18 protein-coding genes are annotated in these 21,084 nt (G+C 66.7%); all 18 read left to right on the top strand.

Features of this window, described 5'->3' with window-relative positions; genetic code table 11:
• Window position 1: 1 nt before the first annotated feature.
• The 18 genes from MWM45_RS07825 to MWM45_RS07740 all read left to right on the top strand — a co-directional run bounded on the left by MWM45_RS07825 (window position 2) and on the right by MWM45_RS07740 (window position 21,084).
• Window positions 2–1,030 carry a hypothetical protein gene (locus MWM45_RS07825; protein WP_247828967.1) on the top strand — a complete coding sequence of 343 codons (1,029 nt, stop codon included), beginning with the start codon at window positions 2–4 and terminating at the stop codon, window positions 1,028–1,030.
• A gap of 218 nt (window positions 1,031–1,248) precedes the next feature.
• Window positions 1,249–1,647 carry a hypothetical protein gene (locus MWM45_RS07820; protein WP_247828966.1) on the top strand — a complete coding sequence of 133 codons (399 nt, stop codon included), beginning with the start codon at window positions 1,249–1,251 and terminating at the stop codon, window positions 1,645–1,647.
• A 17-nt stretch (window positions 1,648–1,664) separates the two neighbouring features.
• The gene (locus tag MWM45_RS07815; protein ID WP_247828965.1) at window positions 1,665–3,236 is read left to right on the top strand and encodes a phage tail sheath family protein; all 1,572 of its coding nucleotides are present in this window, start codon (window positions 1,665–1,667) and stop codon (window positions 3,234–3,236) included.
• A 14-nt stretch (window positions 3,237–3,250) separates the two neighbouring features.
• The gene (locus MWM45_RS07810) at window positions 3,251–3,763 is read left to right on the top strand and encodes a phage tail protein (RefSeq protein ID WP_247828964.1); all 513 of its coding nucleotides are present in this window, start codon (window positions 3,251–3,253) and stop codon (window positions 3,761–3,763) included.
• A gap of 9 nt (window positions 3,764–3,772) precedes the next feature.
• Entirely contained in the window at window positions 3,773–4,666 is an 894-nt protein-coding gene (locus MWM45_RS07805; RefSeq protein WP_247828963.1) for a T4 family baseplate hub assembly chaperone, read from the top strand.
• Window positions 4,667–5,757: 1,091 nt separating this feature from the next.
• Complete coding sequence (locus MWM45_RS07800) at window positions 5,758–5,916, top strand: hypothetical protein (protein ID WP_247828962.1); 159 nt, start codon at window positions 5,758–5,760, stop codon at window positions 5,914–5,916.
• Window positions 5,913–7,799: a Pvc16 family protein gene (locus tag MWM45_RS07795; protein ID WP_247828961.1), complete on the top strand. Its 1,887-nt coding sequence runs from the start codon at window positions 5,913–5,915 to the stop codon at window positions 7,797–7,799. Before MWM45_RS07800 ends, MWM45_RS07795 begins: the two co-directional genes overlap by 4 nt.
• Entirely contained in the window at window positions 7,796–9,982 is a 2,187-nt protein-coding gene (locus MWM45_RS07790) for an ATP-binding protein (protein ID WP_418909749.1), read from the top strand. Before MWM45_RS07795 ends, MWM45_RS07790 begins: the two co-directional genes overlap by 4 nt.
• Entirely contained in the window at window positions 9,979–10,233 is a 255-nt protein-coding gene (locus tag MWM45_RS07785) for a hypothetical protein (RefSeq protein ID WP_247828959.1), read from the top strand. Before MWM45_RS07790 ends, MWM45_RS07785 begins: the two co-directional genes overlap by 4 nt.
• On the top strand, window positions 10,230–14,240 hold the full coding sequence (locus MWM45_RS07780) for an eCIS core domain-containing protein (RefSeq protein ID WP_247828958.1): 4,011 nt from the start codon (window positions 10,230–10,232) through the stop codon (window positions 14,238–14,240). Before MWM45_RS07785 ends, MWM45_RS07780 begins: the two co-directional genes overlap by 4 nt.
• Before the next feature lie 2 nt (window positions 14,241–14,242).
• The gene (locus MWM45_RS07775) at window positions 14,243–15,232 is read left to right on the top strand and encodes a tetratricopeptide repeat protein (protein WP_247828957.1); all 990 of its coding nucleotides are present in this window, start codon (window positions 14,243–14,245) and stop codon (window positions 15,230–15,232) included.
• Complete coding sequence (locus MWM45_RS07770) at window positions 15,229–15,906, top strand: CIS tube protein (RefSeq protein WP_247828956.1); 678 nt, start codon at window positions 15,229–15,231, stop codon at window positions 15,904–15,906. Before MWM45_RS07775 ends, MWM45_RS07770 begins: the two co-directional genes overlap by 4 nt.
• Window positions 15,907–15,912: 6 nt before the next feature.
• Window positions 15,913–16,191 (top strand): hypothetical protein, encoded by a 279-nt coding sequence (locus MWM45_RS07765; RefSeq protein ID WP_247828955.1) that lies wholly within the window; start codon window positions 15,913–15,915, stop codon window positions 16,189–16,191.
• Window positions 16,188–17,300: a phage late control D family protein gene (locus tag MWM45_RS07760; RefSeq protein ID WP_247828954.1), complete on the top strand. Its 1,113-nt coding sequence runs from the start codon at window positions 16,188–16,190 to the stop codon at window positions 17,298–17,300. Before MWM45_RS07765 ends, MWM45_RS07760 begins: the two co-directional genes overlap by 4 nt.
• A 1-nt stretch (window position 17,301) precedes the next feature.
• A complete protein-coding gene (locus MWM45_RS07755; protein WP_247828953.1) occupies window positions 17,302–17,886 on the top strand; it encodes a phage baseplate assembly protein V in 585 nt (194 codons plus the stop codon).
• Window positions 17,887–18,216 carry a hypothetical protein gene (locus tag MWM45_RS07750; RefSeq protein WP_247828952.1) on the top strand — a complete coding sequence of 110 codons (330 nt, stop codon included), beginning with the start codon at window positions 17,887–17,889 and terminating at the stop codon, window positions 18,214–18,216.
• Between the two features lie 3 nt (window positions 18,217–18,219).
• Window positions 18,220–18,579: a GPW/gp25 family protein gene (locus MWM45_RS07745; RefSeq protein WP_247828951.1), complete on the top strand. Its 360-nt coding sequence runs from the start codon at window positions 18,220–18,222 to the stop codon at window positions 18,577–18,579.
• Between the two features lie 9 nt (window positions 18,580–18,588).
• A complete protein-coding gene (locus MWM45_RS07740; protein ID WP_247828950.1) occupies window positions 18,589–21,084 on the top strand; it encodes a baseplate J/gp47 family protein in 2,496 nt (831 codons plus the stop codon).

The raw sequence follows: 21,084 nt of genomic DNA, 5'->3' as shown, positions 1-21,084 counted from the left end.
GGTGGCGTCCCCCGAGCTGCCGGACCCGCTTCCCCTCGGTTCGCCGACCAACCGGACCTGGCGGGAACAGGCCCTCACCACTGCGGCGCAGCTGCGCACCCTTTCGGCGTGGCTCGCCCTGACCGACCCGCCGTCCGGAACCGATCCCGGAACCGATGCGGGCAAGGCCGTGCTGGAGAATGCCATTACCTGGCATCTCAACGAAGCCGTCAGCGTCGCCGCCCATAAATCGCCTACCGTCCAGACCTCGTACAACGGCGCAGTGGTCGAACGCGTACTGAGCCACCTAGACGCCGCGCAGGTAGCACTCCTCCTGCGGGCGCCGGTCGGCTTCGTACAGTCGCAACTCCCCAACATCCAGGCCCACGTGCGCCTGCACCTGCCACGGACCGACCCGCAGCGGGTGGCCATCGAGAAAGCCGCCAAGGCGGCATCGACCACCCCGCTCGACGACGCCGCCCGACTGACGGTGGTATCGGCCTTCCGTGCGGCCTGCATCGAATCACGCGAGGAGTTCTCGCGCGTCCGCAGCTTCCGGAATGTCCTGATCATGACCGCGCTGGTACTGACCGTGCTGGCTGCTGCACTCGCCGTCGCCGGCTGGATCCGGCCCAATGAGATGCAATTGTGTTTCGATCCGACCGAGGGACGAGCCTGCCCCACCGGAGACCTTCCCCGGCCCTGGGATGTGCTGTTCATCGAATCTTTCGGCCTTATCGCGGCAGCGGTTTCCGGAGCTGCGTCTTTGCGGCACGTGCGGGGCACCTCCACGCCGTATGGGTTGCCGCTGGCGTTGGCAATCCTGAAACTGCCGGCAGGCGCGCTGACGGCCGTGCTCGGCCTGCAGCTGATGCGGGGCGGGTTCGTACCCGGCCTGAGCGACCTCGACAATCCGGCACAGATCGTCGCCTGGGCTATCACCTTCGGAGCCGCGCAGCAGCTCTTCACCGGGCTGGTGGACCGTCAGGCGCAAACCGTGCTCGACGACATCGGTGGCAAAACCGGGAGCACCACCGACGCCAACGCGTGACAAACCCGTTGGAGGGCACCTGCCCGAGGCCTTCGGAAAGGTTCCGGAACCGGAAAGGATCAAGGTATGGCCCTGCAAGGGCTGGTCGTGGGGTGCAGTTCGCCGATCGCTGCCAGTAACACGCTAGTAACACCCCGGTAACGCCTGCGTCCGTAGCTTGGTGACTGAATCCATCACCTGCGGGTGTAAGCCATTTCCAGCTTCAACGGGTGGTATTTATGGAAGGCAAGATCCACTGGAACCTGACCGCACGCATAGCAGGCGACCACGATATTTCGGTCGCAGGACTGCACGCCATGTCAGCGTACGAACGGATGAAAATCCGTCTCACATCGGGAGACACTGATGTGATAGTCAAGCTGGCACCCATCCCCACCCTGCTTCTAGTCAGTGCCAGCAGTTATAGGTCTCAAGGAGACCAGACGCTGAGGATCACACTGAAGATCAACAGCGCGGGTGACCCTCTGGAATTCGACACCCCGCTGGTCCTGATCGGAAAACCGGCGCTCGACCGTTTCTCCGGCGGCGGCCTGACGGAATTCTCATTCACCAGCACCCTAGCGCAGGACGTTGTCATCGACATCCTGACCGCCAGAGATTCCACGACCGAGCCATAGCGGGAAGGAGTACCGGCATGCCCGTATCACCGACGTATCCCGGTGTATACATCGAGGAAGTACCCAGCAACGTCCGAACGCTGGTGGGAGTCGCCACTTCCATTACAGCTTTCATCGGGCGCACCCGACGCGGTCCCGAGAACGAGCCGGTGCGTATCCAGAGCTACGCCGACTTCGAACGCCGCATGGGTGGATTGTGGCAGAAGAGCTCCGTCAGTTATGCGGTCCAGCAGTACTTCCTCAACGGAGGCGCTGACGCTGTAATCGTCCGGGTCACCCGTGATGCCCAGGCCGCCATCGTCGATCTGACAGACGACGGCGGAATGGTATTGGAGGCGGACAGCCCGGGTGAATGGGGGAACCTGCTTCAAGTCGCCGTGGACTACCAGACCGCGGACGAGGCCGACGGCGACGAGTTCAACCTCTTCGTCCGGGAAACCGGCCCCGGGGATCGACCAGGCACGACGGTGGTCGTCGGAACGGAAATCTACCGCAACCTCTCCATCGATCCCCTGTCCGCACGCCACGCCACCACCGTACTGGCACAGGAATCACGCCTGCTGAACATTTCCACGCTGGGAGCCGTTCCTCCGGCCTCGGATACCGACGACGACGGCAACCTTGTCTACACACCGCTCACGGGCGGGATGGACGGATTGCCGGTGACGGCCGAAGAGATAGCCACGAAGGACGGCCTGGCCAGTGCCCGCGAAGGCCTCTATGCCTTGGACAAGGCCGACCTGTTCAATCTCCTCGCTATTCCACCGTTCGATCCGGAGAACGAGGATGCCATCTCCGGAGCTTCCATCAAGGCGGTCCAAAGTGCCGCGCTGGTCTATTGCCGCAAACGCCGGGCCATGCTGCTGATCGATCCGCCGCTCGGTTGGGACACCGTTGAAGACGCCGAAGCCGGAGCCCAGAGCGGGGCCTTCGAGAAAGATCCGAACACCGTGATCTACTTCCCCCGGGTCAAACTGGCCGACCCGCTCAAAGAGAACCGGCTCTCGGTCTTTGCGCCGTCGGGCGTGATGGCAGGAGTCATCGCCCGCACAGACGCGACGCGCGGCGTGTGGAAAGCCCCAGCAGGGACGGAAGCCACCCTCGTGGGCGTCCAGGACCTCGCTTACAACATGACTGACGGCGAAAACGGCCGGTTGAACCCGCTGGGCGTCAACTGCCTGCGCACGTTCAACGTGATCGGGCGCGTCGCGTGGGGCGCCCGGACCACTCGCGGCGCGGACCAGTTCGGATCCGAGTGGAAGTACATTTCTGTGCGCAGACTGGCGCTGTACATCGAGGAAAGTCTGTACCGCGGCACGCAGTGGGCGGTTTTCGAGCCCAATGACGAGCCGCTGTGGGCGCAGTTGCGGCTCAACATCACCAGCTTCATGCACGACCTGTTCCGCAAGGGTGCCTTCCAGGGGAACACTCCGCGCAGCGCCTATCTGGTCAAGTGCGACGGTGAAACCACCACCCAGGGGGACATTGACCGCGGCATCGTCAACATTGTTGTCGGATTTGCCCCGCTGAAGCCGGCGGAATTCGTAATTATCAAGATCACCCAGCTGGCCGGCCAGGACGAAAGCTAACCAGGAGCACTGACGTGGCACAATTCAGCGTGAATACCAACCGCTTCGACCCCTACAAGAACTTCAAGTTCAAGGTGAAGTGGGACGGGCACTACGTGGCCGGGGTCAGCAAGGTCAGCGCCCTGAAGCGGACCACGGAAATCGTGGAGCACCGCGAGGGCGGGGACCCGAGTTCCAAAAGAAAATCCCCCGGCCAAAGCAAGTTCGAGGCCGTCACACTGGAACGCGGAGTAACCCACGATCCGGATTTCGAGGCATGGGCCGACAAGGTCTGGAACTTCGGGGCCGGCCCCGGCGCGGAATCCTCGCTGGCGGACTTCCGCAAGGACATCATCATTGATGTCTTCAACGAGGCCGGCCAGACCGTGCTGTCCTACCGGCTCTACCGGTGCTGGGTCTCGGAGTTCCAGGCCGTCCCCGAGCTCGACGCCAGCGCCAACGCGGTGGCCATCCAGACCATCAAGGTGGAGAACGAGGGCTGGGAACGCGATGAGGCAGTTCAGGAACCAACTGAGCCGACACTCTAGGGGGGGCACATGCAGGAGTCAGCAGCCCGGGTGGTCCTGCCCTCCGGCGTCTGGGTGGACGGCACGCACCAGAGAGTGGCCTGGCTGCGTCCGCTCACCGGCCGGGACGAGCTCGCCGCCGCCGCGCTTGAGGGTCGACCGTACGCGGCCCGGATCGATTCGCTGCTGGCCGGCTGCACTACCGCGTTGGGTTCTGTGCCGGATCCGCCGGAGCATGTAATTGCCGCCCTGACTCTCGGCGACCGCGAGGCTCTACTGCTGGCCCTGCGCGGGCTGACCTACGGCACCCGGATAGATGCCCTCGCCCACTGCCCGCACTGCAAGGGGCGACTGGACCTGGAGTTGACAACGGAACAGCTGCGGCTGAGACCATATGCCCACCCGCAGCTGCACCACCGCGTAGAGCTCGGGAAATACAGCGTGGTGTTCCGGCTACCCACCGGCGCGGACCAGCTCGCCACGGCCGGGCTGAACGACAACGAAGGCGAGGCCGAACTGCTGCGCCGCTGCGTAGTGGAGGTCAGCCGAGCCGACAACCAATCGGAGGCCAGTCCCGGCGGCACCGAACCGGAGGTCGACCGTGCCGGCAGTGCACCGGCCACCCTGCCGCCGGAGCTCGCTCACGATGTCAGCGCGGCCATGCAGCGGCAGGACCCCCAGTCCGAACTGATGCTGCAGTTGACCTGCCCGGACTGCGCCCGGGACTTCTCCACCGTACTGGACACCGCCGACTATCTGCTGCGCGAGATAGCAGACCGGGCAGGCTCTCTGTTCGCACAGGTGCACACGCTGGCCCTGCTATACCACTGGAGCGAGGCGGAGATCCTGAACCTGCCCCATGTCCGCCGGTCGCGCTACCTGCAACTGCTGGATCAGCCCCATACCGCGGGGGTGCCGCTGTGAGCACGTATCTGCAGCGGCTGGTGCAGCGGGGACGCGGCGGCACCCTCCCGCCAGTGTCCGCGCGTCCGGTCCCGAAACTGCCCCTGTCCGGGCTGGGCGGCCGACCTCTGCCGCCCAGCATCGGGACGACGCCCGCTCAAGGCAGCTCGCCGGGAATGGGGAACGGCCCCGGTGATAGGCGTCCCCTGACACCGGACCCGGCGTCAGGAGCCATTGAGGATTCGGCTTCGGGAGCTATTCCGGGCGCGACGGCGGAGATCTACTCTGCGGGCGCGGCGCCTTCCGGCCGGTCCGGTGGGAACCCGGACTCTGCGTCCGGCGCCCAGGTTGCTCCCCTGGCCGGAGGAACCGGCACAACGCCGCCTACGGAACCGGCGCCAAGCCGGGACCAGCGCGTGCCGGACGGTCCGGGCACCGGGGGCGGAAGGGAAGCGGACAGCGGCCCGGCCGTCCGCCAGGATACGGACAGTCGGGCCGCCACCCCCCACCGGTCGGCAGCCAGGGTGGCCGGAAGCTACCTGGCTGCCGCACAATCGGCCGCCGACTTCGAAGGGTCATTCAGGCCGCTGGGTGGCGCATTGTCGACGTCGCCACCTCACCTGCAACCGCCGGCACCGGATGACTCCAAGGTCATGCACGCCGACGGAAACGGTGTCGTCGGGCTGGACAACACCGTTGGCGGAGATGGGGATGCGTTCCAGGAGCTCGGCTCTCCCGTGCGGTCGGGCGGACAACCGCTTGGGCGGGGTGCGGGGCGGGCGCAGCAGCGCGATACCGGGCACACATCAGGCCCGCCCCGGTCGCCGGCCAGGCTGCTGCCGCACGGTTCAGCTACACCTGGTTCGGCAACACCTGGAGCGGTGGCGCAAAGTGCCGCGGCGCCAGATGCAGGTCTCCGCCGTGCTGCGGTTCCCGTCTCCCCGGCCGTTGTTCAGCCGGTGGAGACCAGCCAGTATCCCGGTGGGCCGGCTGGAACGCCCGGCCCGGCCCCCGCCGTCGTCGTTCACCCGCAGGGAAACCTGCCCGCAGCGAAACACCTGTTCCCGGCGCCGCACGAGTCTGGAAACCCATCCGGTCGGGCGGCGCGGTCCGTGCTGCAGTCTGTCCCTGCGCCCGCGGTGCCGGACATCGAGGTACGGATCGGCACGCTTGAGGTCGGCTACGGTGCCCCCGCAACGGCCCCGGTGCGGGCGGCTGCGGACTTCGCCGCCTACGTCGAGCGGCGCAGCTACGGAGGATTGGAGCCGTGAGCGACTTCCGGGGCCTGGCCGGAGTCAGCGCCACGCTGAGAACCTTGCTGCGGGACCGGATGGACCCGCCGGCCGGCGTCGCGGCCGGATCCCTGGCGGTGACCGTCGGTACCCCCCGCGGGGACGCGAACGCGGCCGGCGCAGCCGTCAACGAGCTCGCACGCATCAACCTCTTCCTGTATCAGGTGAGCGAAAACGGCTTCCTGAAGAACCAGGACGCACTAAGCCACACCGGCGCCTACGGCAATCCACCGTTGGGGCTGAACCTGCACTATCTCGTCACGGCCTACGGGGCAGCCGGTGAAAACGGCAACTCGGTGGACGAGTCCACCGCCCAGCAGATGCTGGGCAGCGCCATGCGCGTACTGCACGACTTCCCGCTGATTACCGAAGCACTGGTGACGGTGCGCGAGCCGGAGGGACACACCATCCTGCACTCAAGCCTGCGCGGGGATCTGGAGCGGCTGAAAATCGCACTGGATCCACTCTCCATGGAGGACTTGACCAAGATCTGGACGGCCTTGACCATACCCTTCCGGGCGTCCGCTGCCTACTCCATCAGTGCCGTGGAGCTGGAAAGCCAGCGGCGGCGTCAGTTTCCCCAACTGGTGGGTGAACCGGTCCACGCCGGACCTAGGATTACGATCCTGCCCCTCAGCGCTCCCAGCATCGCCTCGCTGGGCGTGCGTCGGCCGGATGACCCTGCCGCAAGCTCGCGCAACGCGCCCTACGTGCGAATCGGGGACACGCTGATCATCGAGGGCCAGAATTTCGCCGGCGGCGCGGTTATGGTGCGGATCGGCAGCACCGAGATCCGCGTGGCACCGGACTCAGCACGGCGAATCGAACTGCTTGTTCCGGACCGAACCTACGAATTCGACGGTGACACCATTGCCCTCGCCGCGGATGCCCGGCTGCAGCCGGGCGTGCAGACCGTCGAGGTGACCATTACCCCACCCGAGCTGCCTAATGCTTCGGCACGATCCAACCGCGCCGTACTGATGCTGACCCCTCACGTCACCGGCATCGCCGCGGCTCCGCCCTCGTCGCTGACCATCTCCGGCACGCGCCTCTTCGACCCCGATCTACGCGGTGAAACGCTCGTGGGGCCGGTGCTCTTCTCCGCCGCATCCTATGGCACGGCGTCTGGCACCGGCATTGAGCTCCACCTGCCGGATTCCCTGCCGCACCGGTCCGCGGACGCCTATGTCACCGACCCGCTGCCGGTCTTTGCCGCGCCGGCAGACCTGCCGCAGTTCGACGTCACCCTCGGCGGGCTCGCGGCCACCGCCCAGCTGAGAGCGGTGCCCGCGAGCTTTGCCGAACTGGCCGCCGCCCTGCAGTCCGCCCTCCGGGCCATCCCGAAGCCCGGCTTCCACGGACTCCGCGCCGCGCTGGCCGGGGACCGGCTGGTTCTGCTGGCCGGAGGACTGCTTGGACCCATCACCATCGCCGGTGCGGACGCGGCGCTGCTGGGGCTGCACGCCGGGAGCATGCGGACGGGTTACCTGTCAGGCGCCGTCGATATCGCCGGCGGGCTTCGCACGCACCCGGGAGCGGTGTCCGCCAGCCGCGGGCCGACGACGGCGGTGATCACCTTGGCTGTTGAACCACCTCCGTCCGCCGCCGGAACCGCCCGAGTGCTTCAGGAGGCCCTGCATGTGGCAGGGCCGGATTTCGCGGCACTGTCCGTGGCTGCCGTGGACGGACAGCTGCTCATCTTCGACACCGGAACCGACGCGCAGCTGGACTTCACCGCCGTGCCCGGCGGAGACCAGACCACGGTCGCCCAGCTGGGCCTGCGTGCGCATTACCCAGTCAGGGTCCGCGTCAATGGCGCCGAGGCGATCGGCGGGGTCAACCGGATGGAGCTGCCGCTATGACCCCCGCGCGGTTGGACGGCGTAGCCGCGTCCGGCGCGGCACCCTCGGCCCCGTACCCCGGCGGGACAGGCCCCGGCGGGACTGATCCGGCTTCAGTTCCCGGATCCACGGCGGCGTGGCAGGCAGCGAACAGGCGGTATTTGGAGCTACACCTGGTGCGGCTGCGGGCCCTGCTGGAACTGCGCGCCGTGTGGCTGCGCGGGCAGTGGAGCCATGATCCGCGGCGCGAATTCTCCGACCGGGTGATCACCGAAGACCACGCGGACTGGCTGTTGCGCGGCGAGGATGTTCGAGGCCGGGACCGTTTCTACGCCACGGCACCGGAGGCGCTCCGACTCCGGTCGGAGGCGGAGGCCGCCAGCCGCGAGGCGGTGCATGCAGGGGCCGTGGCCGCGGACGCCGGCATCAGACCGCCGGCGCTGGAGGTGCTGCGGAGGCTGTTCAGGCTGGGCGAGGCGGGACGGGACGTGTTGCTGCTGGCACTGGCCCCGGAAATCGACCCGTCCTTCGGCCCGCTGTACGCCTATTTGCAGGACGACATGTCCCGCCAATTCCCCACCGCCCATCTAGCCGTGGCACTGCTGGCGCTGCCGCCGGCCGTCACCGGTCTGCTGGCCGAAACCGCACCGCTGCGCCGCTACCAACTGGTGCAGGTTCACGCAGTGCCCCCACAGCCGGCCGCCGCGGCTGCGCTCTTCCTGGACGAACGGATACGGGACTATCTGCTGGGCGTCAACCGGCCGGACCGGCAGCTGGAACCATACCTGCGCCCCGTGCCGGCGGGTCCGCTGACCGCGGCACAACGGGAGCAGGCACGTCGGGGGGCGGCGCACCTGGCCGCGCACCACGCCCGCACCGGTGAGTGGAAACCGGTGAGCCTGCCGGGGCCGCCGGACAGCGGCCAGGCGGAAATGGCCCACGCCGTCTGCACCGAACTGGGTATCAGCCTCTACTCCCTCGACGCCCCGCACTGGCCGGCAGACCCTCGGCAGTTCGGGCTGCTGGAGCGCGAAGCGCTGCTGCTCCAGACTGCGTACTACTGTGAACCGGACCATACCGGCGCCTCCCCCGGGCCCCGTCCGGCTGCGCCAGTGTTCACCGCCTCCGGAGAAGCTCCGCCTGATGATCCCTCGGCACTGATCCTGCGGCCCGCGGCCGCCGCAGCGGTGGACCGGCTGGAATGGTGGGAAGAGGAACTAGGGTCGGATGCCGCCGCGGTGAACGGACTGCTGCCGGCGCTGGTGGAACAGTACGAGTTCGGCCCCGGCACCATCCGACGAACCGCCCAGGCCGCCCGGCTGCGGGCGGAACTGGAGCACCAGCCGCTGCACGCCGCCCACCTGTGGGCCAGCAGCCGGGACGCCGTCGGCGGGAATCTGGGCGAGCTGGCTCAGCGGGTGGAACCGAGCTTCCACCGAAACGACCTGGTGTTGCCGCCACAGGCCCAGCAGCAACTGGACGAGATGGTGGACCAGGTGCGCAACCGGCACACGGTCTACGTCCGGTGGGGACTCGGCACCCCCCGAGGACGCGGTATCTCGGCGCTGTTCGCAGGACCCAGCGGTACCGGTAAGACGATGGCCGCCGAAGTTGTCGCGGACCAGCTGGAACTGGCCCTCTACCGGATTGATCTGGCCGGCCTGATCAGCAAGTACGTGGGCGAAACGGAGAAGAACATGCGCCGCGTGTTCGACGCGGCACGGCGGCGCGGCGCCGTGCTCTTCTTCGACGAGGCGGATGCCCTGTTCGGCAAGCGCACCGACGTCAAGGACAGCCACGACCGGTTCGCGAACATCGAGATCAACTATCTGCTGCAGCAGATGGAGTCCTACGCCGGGCTCTCCATCCTAGCCACGAACCGCAGCAACGCTCTGGACCGGGCCTTCCTGCGGCGGCTGCGTTTCGTGGTGGAGTTCGTTTTCCCCGACGCGGTCAGCCGTCGGCGGATCTGGCAGCGCGCCTTTCCACAGGACGTCCCGCTCTCGCCGCTGGACCTGGACCGGCTGGCACGGCTGGAGATACCTGGCGGCAACATCCGCAATATCGCGCTCAACGCCGCATTCCTGGCCGCAGCCCGGAAGGAACCGGTGGGCATGGACTTGCTCATGCAGGCCGCGAGGAGCGAATACACCAAGATCGAGAAGCTCCAAAGCGACGCTGAATTCGGGGAGTACACACAATGAGCCAGCGATTCCGCCTCACCGTCGAGCACCTGCGGCTGACCGGGGTTCCCGGCGACCAGCAGCCCGCTCTCGCCGTCGAACTCGAAGACCGCCTGCGCAACGCGCTGGCCGGCCGGTTCGGCCAACTCGGGGCCCAGGCCGGCATCCTGCCCATCCCCGAATCCGAAGAGGCCCTGCGCGACCTGGTGACCGATGTCGTCCGTCGGGCCGCCGATGGTACCGCCCGCCGAGCAGGAGGCGATCAGCCGTGACCCGCGAACGCGCGCTGCTGCGCGCGCCCAGCCGCCAGTCCACCAGCCGGCCCGTTCCTGCACCGAAGGAGGCCGCGCTCTCTCCCGCGCAGGCCCTCGGCAACCAGTTCATGCGAACCGTCCAGCCCAAAATGACCGTCAACGCGCCCGGCGATGCCTACGAACAGGAAGCGGACCGCCTGGCCGGCCGGGTAGTCGCTGAGCAGATGCCGCAGCCACAGTCGGAAACGGGCGGTTCAGGGTCTACCGTCCCGCTCCAGTTCAAACCGCTGGCCGGACAGGTGACTCCGCTGGTCCAGCGGGCGGCGAAACCGGCTCGCGAAAAGAAGAAGCCTGCCGTCCCGGCGGTCCCGCCGGCCAAACCGGCCGCCAAGCAGCCGAAAGAGCCCAAGGAACCCGCACAGGAGACGAAGCATGCGAGGCGACGCTCGAAGGAGGCGTGGAAGAAGGACGACGACGCGCCGGCGAAGAAAGCCCAGACCACACGGAAAAACGCCCCGCAGCTCGGTGACGAGGATGATGCCGTGCACAAACCGGTGCAGAAGAAGGGGGGCGCCGGCGAAGCCGCGCCCGGGGTGGAAGAGGACATCACCCGGATGGAGCACGGCGGGCGTCCGCTTGATCCGGCGACCAGGGCTTACTTCGAGTCGCGGTTCGGCGCGGACTTCGGCACCGTGAGAATCCATGACGACGCCGACGCCGCACAAGTGGCCTCGTCCGTCAACGCCGAGGCGTTCACCCAGGGCCGGCACATCTTCTTCAACTCCGGACGCTACGCTCCCGCGGGCACCTCGGGCCGCCGCCTGCTCGCGCACGAGCTGACCCACGTCATCCAGCAGGGTGCCACTCCAGTTGCTGCCCCGGCCCGGCAGGAAAGGGCCGCAGGATCTCCAGTAGCAGCACCTCAACGATCCGCCGACGCCGTCCCGACCGTCCAACGACAGAATGAGGAAAACAAGCTCGTTCTTACTTCCCCTCCTTGGGTTCCGGTGGACATCGTGCCGCGAATCAGGATGTTCGGGGCCGATCATCCCCGTCCGGGACTAGGCTTCGAGGCGCCGGACAACATCGTGTTCGAGAGTGTGAAGGTCCCCGGGTTCAAACTGAACTTGCCTCAGTCCGGGGGTTATTCGGAAAAATCGGAAAAATATGCAGGTGCCCACCGCTTCGGCAGATCCAAGAACTACTCACGCCGGGGAACCAATGATCCGAAGCAACGTGATGTGTGGGCTGACGCGATCAAGACGGAAGGATTGAAAGCGAAACTCAATGAAGCCATTAGCGCAGTTGCCGGACACGACCACAGCCCACGGCACGCCACCCGCCATGTCCTCAAGGTCGATATAGCCGGAGCGGGTAAGGGAACGAAGAGGGCCGGAAAACGGTCCGGCGGCAGTTCAGAATCACTGTTGTACTTCGGGACCGCACCAGAGCTGCTCCGAGAACTGATCTTTCCGTCATGGGACAAAAAGCGTCCGGTACCACAATTCAAGCCGATGCAGGTGGACCACATAGTGGAGTTGCAGATCGGCAACTGGGCAGACAATCGCAGCGTCAACAACATCGAGAATTTATTCCTTCTGGCTGGCGGACCCAACCAGCAATCCGGAGAAGCAATCAATGCCGGCGTAGAGAAGCAATTGGCGGATTTCATCGTTGCAGTCAATGATCGGGCCGAATCTGCATTCGGTGCGGCAGGCGCTCCGGAGTCGGCGTCTGCCGCCGGGAGGGTACCGGGGCGCGGAAGACGGCCAAAAACCGATACAGAGGACCAATTGGGGACCGTCAAGCGTGCGTTCAATCTGAGGTTTTCTGCTGTAGCCGAGTTGACCGGTCGAGGTGCACCGCCGAGCATCCCCGAAGAGGACTACTACACGAAGGAACAGGTCGAAGCCGGCATCCATATGGATGTGGTCAAGGCCATTCCTCACAGTGAGCTTGGTTCAGCCGAGCAGTTCTTCATCTTCACCCGCAGACGTGGCGGCAGAAGCATCCCTTTCAGCCCCAGCGGAGCCGTTACCCCAGAGGAGGAAGGAATCTTGGGGCGCATGCTCAAGGTCACCCACAAGAGATTCGATTTAGCCAACACCGGAGAGACAACTCAGGACGGGGAGTTCGCCTCACTTACGGCGGCTGTTGCCGCACCGTTCAAGCAACCGGAGGGTTCCGGTGCGCAGCTGGAATTCGATTTCACGCCCCTTCCATTCCCCTTCAAACTCAAACGCATCCTTGGCACCACTTATGCGGGCTACCTGGACCTCGACGCCGTTTCAACTCATTTCAAACGCCAGGGACTACGGATCAGCGGGTTGAGCCCCGTGAGGATCAATGAGCTGGATATCGATGACGGCGGTCTGGTGATGAGCGGTGCGATTACCCCGGAAGTCCCGCTGCTTAGTAGAACAACGATTGACTGGGAACTTAGGAACGGCCAACTGCAAGTCTTCAAAGCCTTCTCTGCGGCCGACCTGGACGTACCGTCACCGTTCGTCGTTGACGCTGCCACTCTCGTAGTCAGCCTCGGTTCACGCAGCGGATTGGGCGTTCGTGGCGATGCACATTTCGGCATCGACAAGGTTGGTAGAGGGTTTGTGGAGTCGGCCGTACGATCAGGTACAGGAAGGAGCGCTGGCGCAGGTTCCGGCTTCTCGTTGGCCGGTGGCTTCGACTTCGACAGCAACCTCTTCGATCCCGCCGGCATCAGGCTCCGGTATGAGGACGGCCGCTTCTCCGGTGAAGGCACGCTCGGCATCCCCGAAGGCAAGATCCGCGGCATCCGTTCCGCGGAGCTGTCCATGGTCTACGCTGACGGCCGATTCACTGCGGACGGCACAGTCCGGCCCAGCATCCCGGGCGTGCGGGAGGGCAGCATGAGCCTGGAGTACTCGGAACAAGACGGACTTGTCATCAGCGGCACACTCCAGCTCGCGGAGAACCCCGCGATCCGCAACGGGTCGCTGCAAGCGCGAGTGGAGCGCAAACCTGACGGATCGTACAAGGTCTCCGCCGCCGGCACGGCGGAACCAGCCATCCCCAACGTCAACTCCCGGCTGGCTGTGGCCTACGACGACGGCGCTTTCGACGCCACCGTGACCGCGGACTTCACCCGCGGGCTGCTCAGCGGTGCGCTGCAGGTCGCAGCCACGAACCGTCCCGTGGACCCCGCCACCGACCAGCCTGCTGGAGATCCCGGAGAGGAAATCACCGTCTACGGCGGCGGTTCGATGACTATGACATTCTCGCCATGGTTGCAGGGCACCGTAGGAATCCGGCTGCTGCCGAACGGGGAAATCGAACTCTCCGGCGAGGTGGCCCTGCCCAGTGCCGTCGAGGTGTTCCCTGAGCGGCGCTACGACAGGAACATCTTTTCCGTCAACCTCGACATTCCCATCGTGGGAGTGAGCGTCCTGGGCCAGAACGTCGGCATTTACGCCACCATTGGCGGCGGTCTGGATCTAAGCGCCGGAATCGGCCCCGGCACCATCACCGGCCTGAGCCTGGGCGTAACCTACAACCCGGACCATGAAGAGCAGACCCATGTGGTGGGGCAGGGCGAGTTCATCATCCCCGCCGACGCCGGTCTGCGGTTGTTCATCCGCGGCGGCATCGGGGCCGGCATCCCGGTGGTCAGCGCCAGGGCAGGCATCGAGCTCGGCGGCCAGCTGGGGCTCGCCGGTGAAGCCCGCGCGGCAGTCGACGTGGACTGGACTCCGCAGACCGGCGTCGTGCTGGCTGCGGTGGGCAGTGTCTTCGTCGAGCCGAAGTTCAAGTTCGACGTCACCGCGTTCGTGGAGGTGACTGCTGACCTGGTCGTCGACAAAATCGATCTCTACAGCGAACGATGGCGGCTGACCGACTTCGAGTACGGTTCCGCGCTGCGCTTCGGTGTGGAGTTCCCCGTGCACTATGCCGACCGGGAGCCTTTCGACCTCTCTCTTGACGACCTGCGATTTACCGTGCCCGAGGTGGACGCGATGGCCGCACTCAGCGAATTGTTGGGGATCTGAGAATGGAACAGTTCAGCGCGCGCGATCACAACAACCGCGGAGCCCTGCTGCAGACACAGGGAGATTTCGATGGTGCGTCGGCGGCCTACGCGCTCGCGCTGGAACTCGACCCGCGGGACGCGACCGCCCTGAACAACTCCGCTTTCCTGTCCGTGCAGACAGGGGACCTGCCCGGCGGCATCGCACGCTACCGCCGGGCGCTGGAGATCGACCCCCAGCGAAGCACGGTCCACGCCAACCTCGGTGGGGCCCTCGCCCTCGCCGGGGAGACCGCGGAGGCCGCTGACGAGCTGGAGACGGCCGTCTCGCTGGATGCGCAGAACCTGTTGGCGTGGGAAGCCCTCGCTCAGTGCAGGCTGCTCCAGCAGGACCCGGCCCGTGCGGAGCAGGCGTACCGCCGAGCCGCCTGGCTGCTGCCGGAGCAGCCACAGCTGCTCACCCGGCTCGGCAGCGTGATCGCAGTGCAGGGCCGGGTGGCCGAAGCCGTCGAACTGTTCCAGCAGGCTGCCGCCCTGGACCCGGCAGACCCGCGCCCCTGGCAGCAGTGGTCCGCCGTGGCCATGGCCCGCCAGGACTACGGCACCGCCGGGGACCTGCTCCGGCACGCCATGGAGCTGGAGCCCGAGGACCGCGAGGCGAACTACCAGATGGCCATGCTCTGCGTGGCCCGCGGTGACGCCGCGGGCGCTGAGGAACTGCTGCGGAAGGTGCTGGAACGGGATCCCGGTTTCGCGGACGCCCGGGAGAACCTGGGCGTGCTGCTGCTGGCGTCGAACCGAGCGGCCGCGGCACTGGAGCTCCTGGCTCCGGCTAAGGACGGCGACGTCGCCGGATCTCGGGCGCGTTACTACTACGCCGCAGCACTCGCGGCCGCTCGCCGCCCGGACGAAGCCACCGGACTGATGCGGGCCCTGGCCGGCACCGGGGATGCTACACCGGACAGGTACGCTGCGTTGGCCGCACAGTTCTTGACGCGAGGAGGCAAGCCATGAGCACGTTCCCCGGCTCGCCGCGGCTGGTGCGCGGCTATCTGAGAATCCATCCGGACGATGCGCCGGGCACCCCGGCGCAGACCATCGCGTTCCAGTACAACCCCGGAGAGATCCGCCGCTCCCTGGCGCACCGCCGTCCGCAGAAACCGGAGCAGGGCGCGGCGCCTCAGGATGCCCGTCTGGTCGCTGGACCGCCCACGGAAACGCTGACCCTGGGGATCGAGCTCGATGCCACGGATGCACTCGGCGAGACCCGGCCGGACCGCACCGTGGTTGAGAGCGGTCTGCACATGCCGCTCGCGGCACTGGAGATGCTGATGTATCCGGCCAGCGCCGAGTACGAGCGGACCAAGGACCAGGCGGAGCAGGGGCAGATCACAGTGGAGGCCGGCAACTTGCCGCTCGTGCTGTTGAACTGGGGTGATTCGCGGGTAGTGCCGGTGATGCTGACCAGCTTCAGCATCACGGAGCAGGAATTCGATGCCCGGCTCAACCCCATCCGCGCAAAGGTGGATCTGGGCCTGCAGGTGCTGACTTATCTGGACCTGGGTCCGGGAAGCACTGGAATCGACGCGTTCCTCTCCTACCAGAAAGAGAAGGAACGGCTGGCGCGCGGCTATTTCTCCGCGGGCGCGCCCACGAGAACCCAGCACCTGAACGCGGAAACGGGGTAATCGGAGATGTTCTTCAAAGGAAGCAGGTATGCCCGGACCCCCGAAGCGTCGATGCCCGGGCCGGACGGACACGAACTGCACTACAAGACCACCCGGTTCATCGAGGATGCACCTGCCACCACGGGCCACATCATCAGCGGCGGCGAGCGCTTGGACCTTATCGCCTACTTCTACTACCGACTCCCGGACCGGTTCTGGCGGATCTGCGATGCCAACGCCGTCATGGACCCGTCGCGGCTGGAGCAGGACGTGGGCCGCAAGATCAACATCCCGGAGTCCCCGTGAGCACCCGGACCGGCTACTCGCTCACCGTTGACGGCTCGCCCCTGCCTGCCGTCGTCCTGGGACAACTCGAACGCGTCGAATGCGAGGAGCACCTCCGGCTAGCCGACGTGCTGCGGCTACACTTCAGCGCCGCACAGAAGGCCGGCGCCCGTGGCTGGGAAATCATCGATGATGGTCTTTTCGGGCGGCTGGCCCGGATCCGGCTCGACGTCACCGTGGGCAGCGGGAGCCAGCCGCTCTTCGAGGGGTACGTGGTGGAGGCGATCGCCGGGTTCTCCAGCGACCCGGACAAGACCACCTACACCGTGGTGGCCTTCGACACGTCCGTGCTGCTGCATCTTCAGGCCCGGACACGGGCCTGGCCGGACATGTCCGACGGTGATGTCGCGGACGCCGTTTTCGCCGATTACGGGCTGGCGTCCATTGTGGAATCCACGCAGCCCACCCGCGCGGACACGGACCAGACGCTGCTGCAGTCGGAGACGGACATGCAGCTGCTGCGCCGCCTCGCCCGCAGAAACGGCTACGAATGCTACGTGGACCTGAACCAGTCAGGGGTGCCCACGGGCCATTTCCATCCGGCGGAACTCGACGCCGAACCGCAGGGCATCATTTCCGTGGGCCTGGGCGCCCAAAGCAACACGGAGAAGCTATCCGTGTCGCATGACATGCTGCGCCCGGTGTCCGCCGCGGCCCACAATGTGGATCACGGCTCGCTGGAGGTCCAGGAAGCCTCCGCTATCGCCGTAGCCGCTCCCCTGCTCGGTGGCGAATCCGTGCTCACCACGAACCGGCCCCGCACGCACCTGGTCCGTGGCACCGCGCTCGCGGCGGTCCCCGAGCTGCAGTCCTACGCCCAGGCGGTAACAGACCGGTCCGCGTTGGCCATCCGCGCCGAAGGTGAGGTCAGGTCCGCGACCTACGGTGGCGTCATCCGCGCCAGGAAGCCGTTGCTGGTCCGCGGCGCCGGAGGCTCGCTCAGCGGGACGTTCCTGGTGGAGCGGGTCTTCCACGCCTTCGCCGGCACCGACTACACGCAATCCTTCACGCTGGTGCGTAACGCCACCGGGCTCGCCGGCGAAGACTTCACGGGGATGGCGGGAGGCTGAGATGGAAGCACACGCCTACTGGGGCAAGTTCCGCGGTCTGGTCACCAACGTCGACGACCCCGCCGGGTTGGGCCGGATCCGGGCCAACGTGCCGTCCGTCCTGCACGGCCTCGAAACCGGCTGGGCACTGCCATGCGTGCCCTACGCCGGCGAGGGCGTGGGCTTCCACCTGATCCCGCCCGTCGGGGCAGGCGTGTGGATCGAATTCGAGTCCGGTGAGACATCCGCCCCCGTCTGGACAGGCTGCTGGTGGGGTGAGGGTCAGATGCCGGAGGAGGCCACCCCGGAAATCAAGATCATCAAGACCGCAGCCCACACCCTCATCCTGGACGACACCCCGGGCGGGGAGAAGATCGAACTCCGGCACGCCGACGGCAGTGTGCTGCGCATGGACAGCGACGGCATCCGGCTGGCCCACGAGGGTGGCGCGGCCCTGCACATTGACGCGTCCAGCATCACGATGGACAACAACGGACCCCGTGTGATCCTGGAGGCCAGCAGCATCACACTGAACAACAACGGCAGGAAGATCGAGCTGGGCAGCGCCTCCGTGACGATCAACGGAACCTCCCTGGAGGTGATGTAGGTGCCGGCCATCCTCCAGCTCGGCTGCACCATCCAGTGCCCACATGGTGGCATGGTCATAGCCGTGCCGACCAATGCCCACGTCCGGGTGGGCGGGGCGTTCGCGCTGCTGCAGAACGACCCTTTCACGGTCGTCGGCTGCCCGTTCACGGTAGGTCCGAAGCCGCAGCCTTGCGTCAAGATCCTGTGGCAGGCACCCGCGGTGAGCATCACGGTGGGTGGGCAGGCGGTCCTGCTGGCGAGCAGCATCGGGCTGTGCCAGAGCGCCGAGCAGATCGTGCAGGGCACCGTCGTCGTCAGTGGAGTACAGACGAAGGTCAGCGGGGTGTAGGCAGTGGACTCACGCCTTGATTATCCGTTCACGGTGGACCGGCGCGGGCGCACCGCCACCACCGACAAGTCCGATCACCTGCAGGACATGATCCATGCGGTTCTGTTCACCCGTCCCGGCGAACGGGTGAACAGGCCGGACTTCGGCTGCGGCCTGGCGGCGCTGCTGTTCCAGCCGAACACCACGGTGCTGGCCGGCGAGACGCGACTCCAGGTGATGAGTGCCCTGCAGCGCTGGCTGGCCACTGCCATCACGGTGGAGCGGGTGGAAGTGCAGGCCGCGGAGGAGCGGCTGGTCGTCACCATCGAATACATCCGGCTGGACACAGGCCAGCGTGTCACCGACACGTTCCAGGCAGGCTAGGAGGCAGGCGTGGGCACAGAGTTCGAAGGAATCAGCTACGGCGACGCCGAACGACGGACACGCATCCGGCGGGATCCGGTCCTCAACGGCTTGGACTACCTGGAAGTGGATACCGAGCCGGATGCTGTCAATCAGCGCCAATTGCGTGTCTATTTCCTGCCCGCGGACCCACCGGACGACCCAGCACTGATGGCCAAGGTCGATACACTGCTGACCACCCTGGCCGACCCGGCACACCGCAGCATGCTGCAACTCAGCGGCGGCGTGAAGACCCGCGGTATCGAAATCCGGGAGGTCCACCGCGCATCCGACCATGTGGTGATCACCGTTGATCGACGGGGCGACTTTTCGGACTATGTGCTCAGGGTCGTACATCCGAGCATGGATCCGTTCTTCGGACGAACGGCGTTCAGCTTCAAAGCCGGCTGCCCCAGCCGTTACGACTGCCGGTTGGAGACGGACGACGACGGCGCCGGTGTCACCTCCGCACCGCATATCGACTACCTGGCCAAGGACTACGAGAGCTTCCGCCAGGCGTTGACCGACTACCTGCCCACCATCATCCCGGCGTGGACAGAACGCCGGGAAGCAGATTTCGGCATGAGCCTGCTGGAGCTCTTCGCCTACGTGGGCGACCGGCTGAGCTACTACCAGGACGCTGTGGCCAACGAGGCCTATCTGGAGACCGCCCGCCAGCGGCTGTCGGTCCGCCGCCACACCCGGCTGATCGACTACGCCCTGCATGATGGTCTGAGCGCCATGACCCTGCTGCACTGCTGGGCAGAGGCCGACGTCGAGCTGACCGGGGATGTGCTGCTGCGGGCTGTGACGTCCCCACGCCTGCTTGATAATCCGCCGCCGGCCGTTCCGGGCGAGTTGGCGGCACAGGCACTGGACAGCGCGGACGCCGTGTTCGAGGTGCTCTCCCCCGGCCACGGCGCCTTCCGGCTACTGCCCGCGGGACCGGTGCGGCTTTATCCGGACCACAACGAGATACCGCTCTACACCTGGGGCAACCTCAAGGCCACCCTGCCGTCGGGGGGTACGGGCGCCGATCTGGCCGGCGCCCTGCCCCACTTGGCCGCCGGCGACCTACTCCTGTTCGAGGAAGTACTCAGCCCGGACAGCGGCCAGGCAGCGGACCGGGATCCGGCGCACCGTCAGGCGGTCCGACTGACCCGGGTACGGGAGCCGCAATCGGACCCGCTCACCGGCGGGTCATACACGCGGGTGGAATGGGGGCAGCAGGATGCGCTGGTCTTCGATCTCTGCATCGCAGGGCAAACCCGCGACGGAGCCCAGCTGGACGGGGTGAGCGTCGCCCGGGGCAACCTACTGCCGGCCTTCCACGGCCGCACGGTCGACGAAGAGCACACAGTGCACGGCGGCGGACCCCAGAACCCGCTGCTCGAACAGCCCGTTGGGACCCGTGGCTACCGCTTCCGACTGCAGCAGTCTCCGCTGGGCTTCCTGCCGTCAGCAGATCTGCCCGCGCTTTCCGTCGACGAGCTGCGCTCGGTCCAGGCCCGGGGTGCGCTGCCCGCCGTCCTGCAGCTGAGCGAGACCACGCAGTCCGGCGGCGCCTACCAGTGGTCCGCGGCGACCGGAGACCTGCTGGGCAGTGGCCGCTTCGATCCACACTTCGTCGTCGAGACGGACAACGATGGCGCGGCAGTGCCCCGCTTCGGCGACAACCAGTTCGGTATGGCGCCGGGCGCCGGGTCAGAATTGCGCGTGTCCTACCGGGTCGGCACGGGACCCGGCGGCAACGTCGGCGCCGACTCGCTCGTGCATTTCCTCAAGGATCCGGACAATCCCGCCCATGCGGCCATCAGCAGGGTGCGCAACCCGCTGCCGGCCTGGGGAGGTGTCGACCCGGAGCCGATCGCGGCGGTCAAAGCCGTGGCTCCGGCGGCCTTCCACGCCCGAACCTACCGCGCGGTCACCGCTGCAGACTACGCGCGTGCAGCGAAGGAGCACCCTCAGGTCCGGGACGCCGCGGCCCGTCTCCGCTGGACCGGCAGCTGGCACACAGTGTTCGTCTACGTGGACCCGCTCAACGCGGCGGAACTCTCCCCGGCGCTGGCCGGGGACGTGGCTGACTGGGTCAACAGCGTCACGCTGGCCGGGTATGACCTGAGCATCAAGGGCCCCGTCTACGTGCCCCTGATGGTGGAGCTTCAGCTGTGTGCGGAGGCCGGCCATCTGGGCCGTGACGTGGAGCAGGCCGTGCTTCGGACCCTGATGGCATTCTTCCACCCGGATAGGTTCGGCTTCGGACAGCCGCTGTATCTGAGTGCGCTGCTGGCCGCCGCCGAGCGCGTGTCCGGCGTCGGTTCAGCCACCGCCGTGGGATTCGCCCGGCGCTACGATTCCGATCCTGGAGCGACTGCCCTGAATCTGGCGCGAGGATTCATCGCCGCTGATCCGCTTGAGGTTCTCAGGCTGGACAATGATCCCAGCTTCCCGGAGAACGGGCTGCTGACCGTCAGAGCTGGGGGCTGA

This window comes from Arthrobacter antioxidans, assembly GCF_023100725.1.
Classification (GTDB): Bacteria; Actinomycetota; Actinomycetes; order Actinomycetales; family Micrococcaceae; genus Arthrobacter_D; species Arthrobacter_D antioxidans.
The sequence above is the reverse complement of the archived record's forward strand: the minus strand, read 5'-3'. Positions and strand labels throughout refer to the sequence as shown.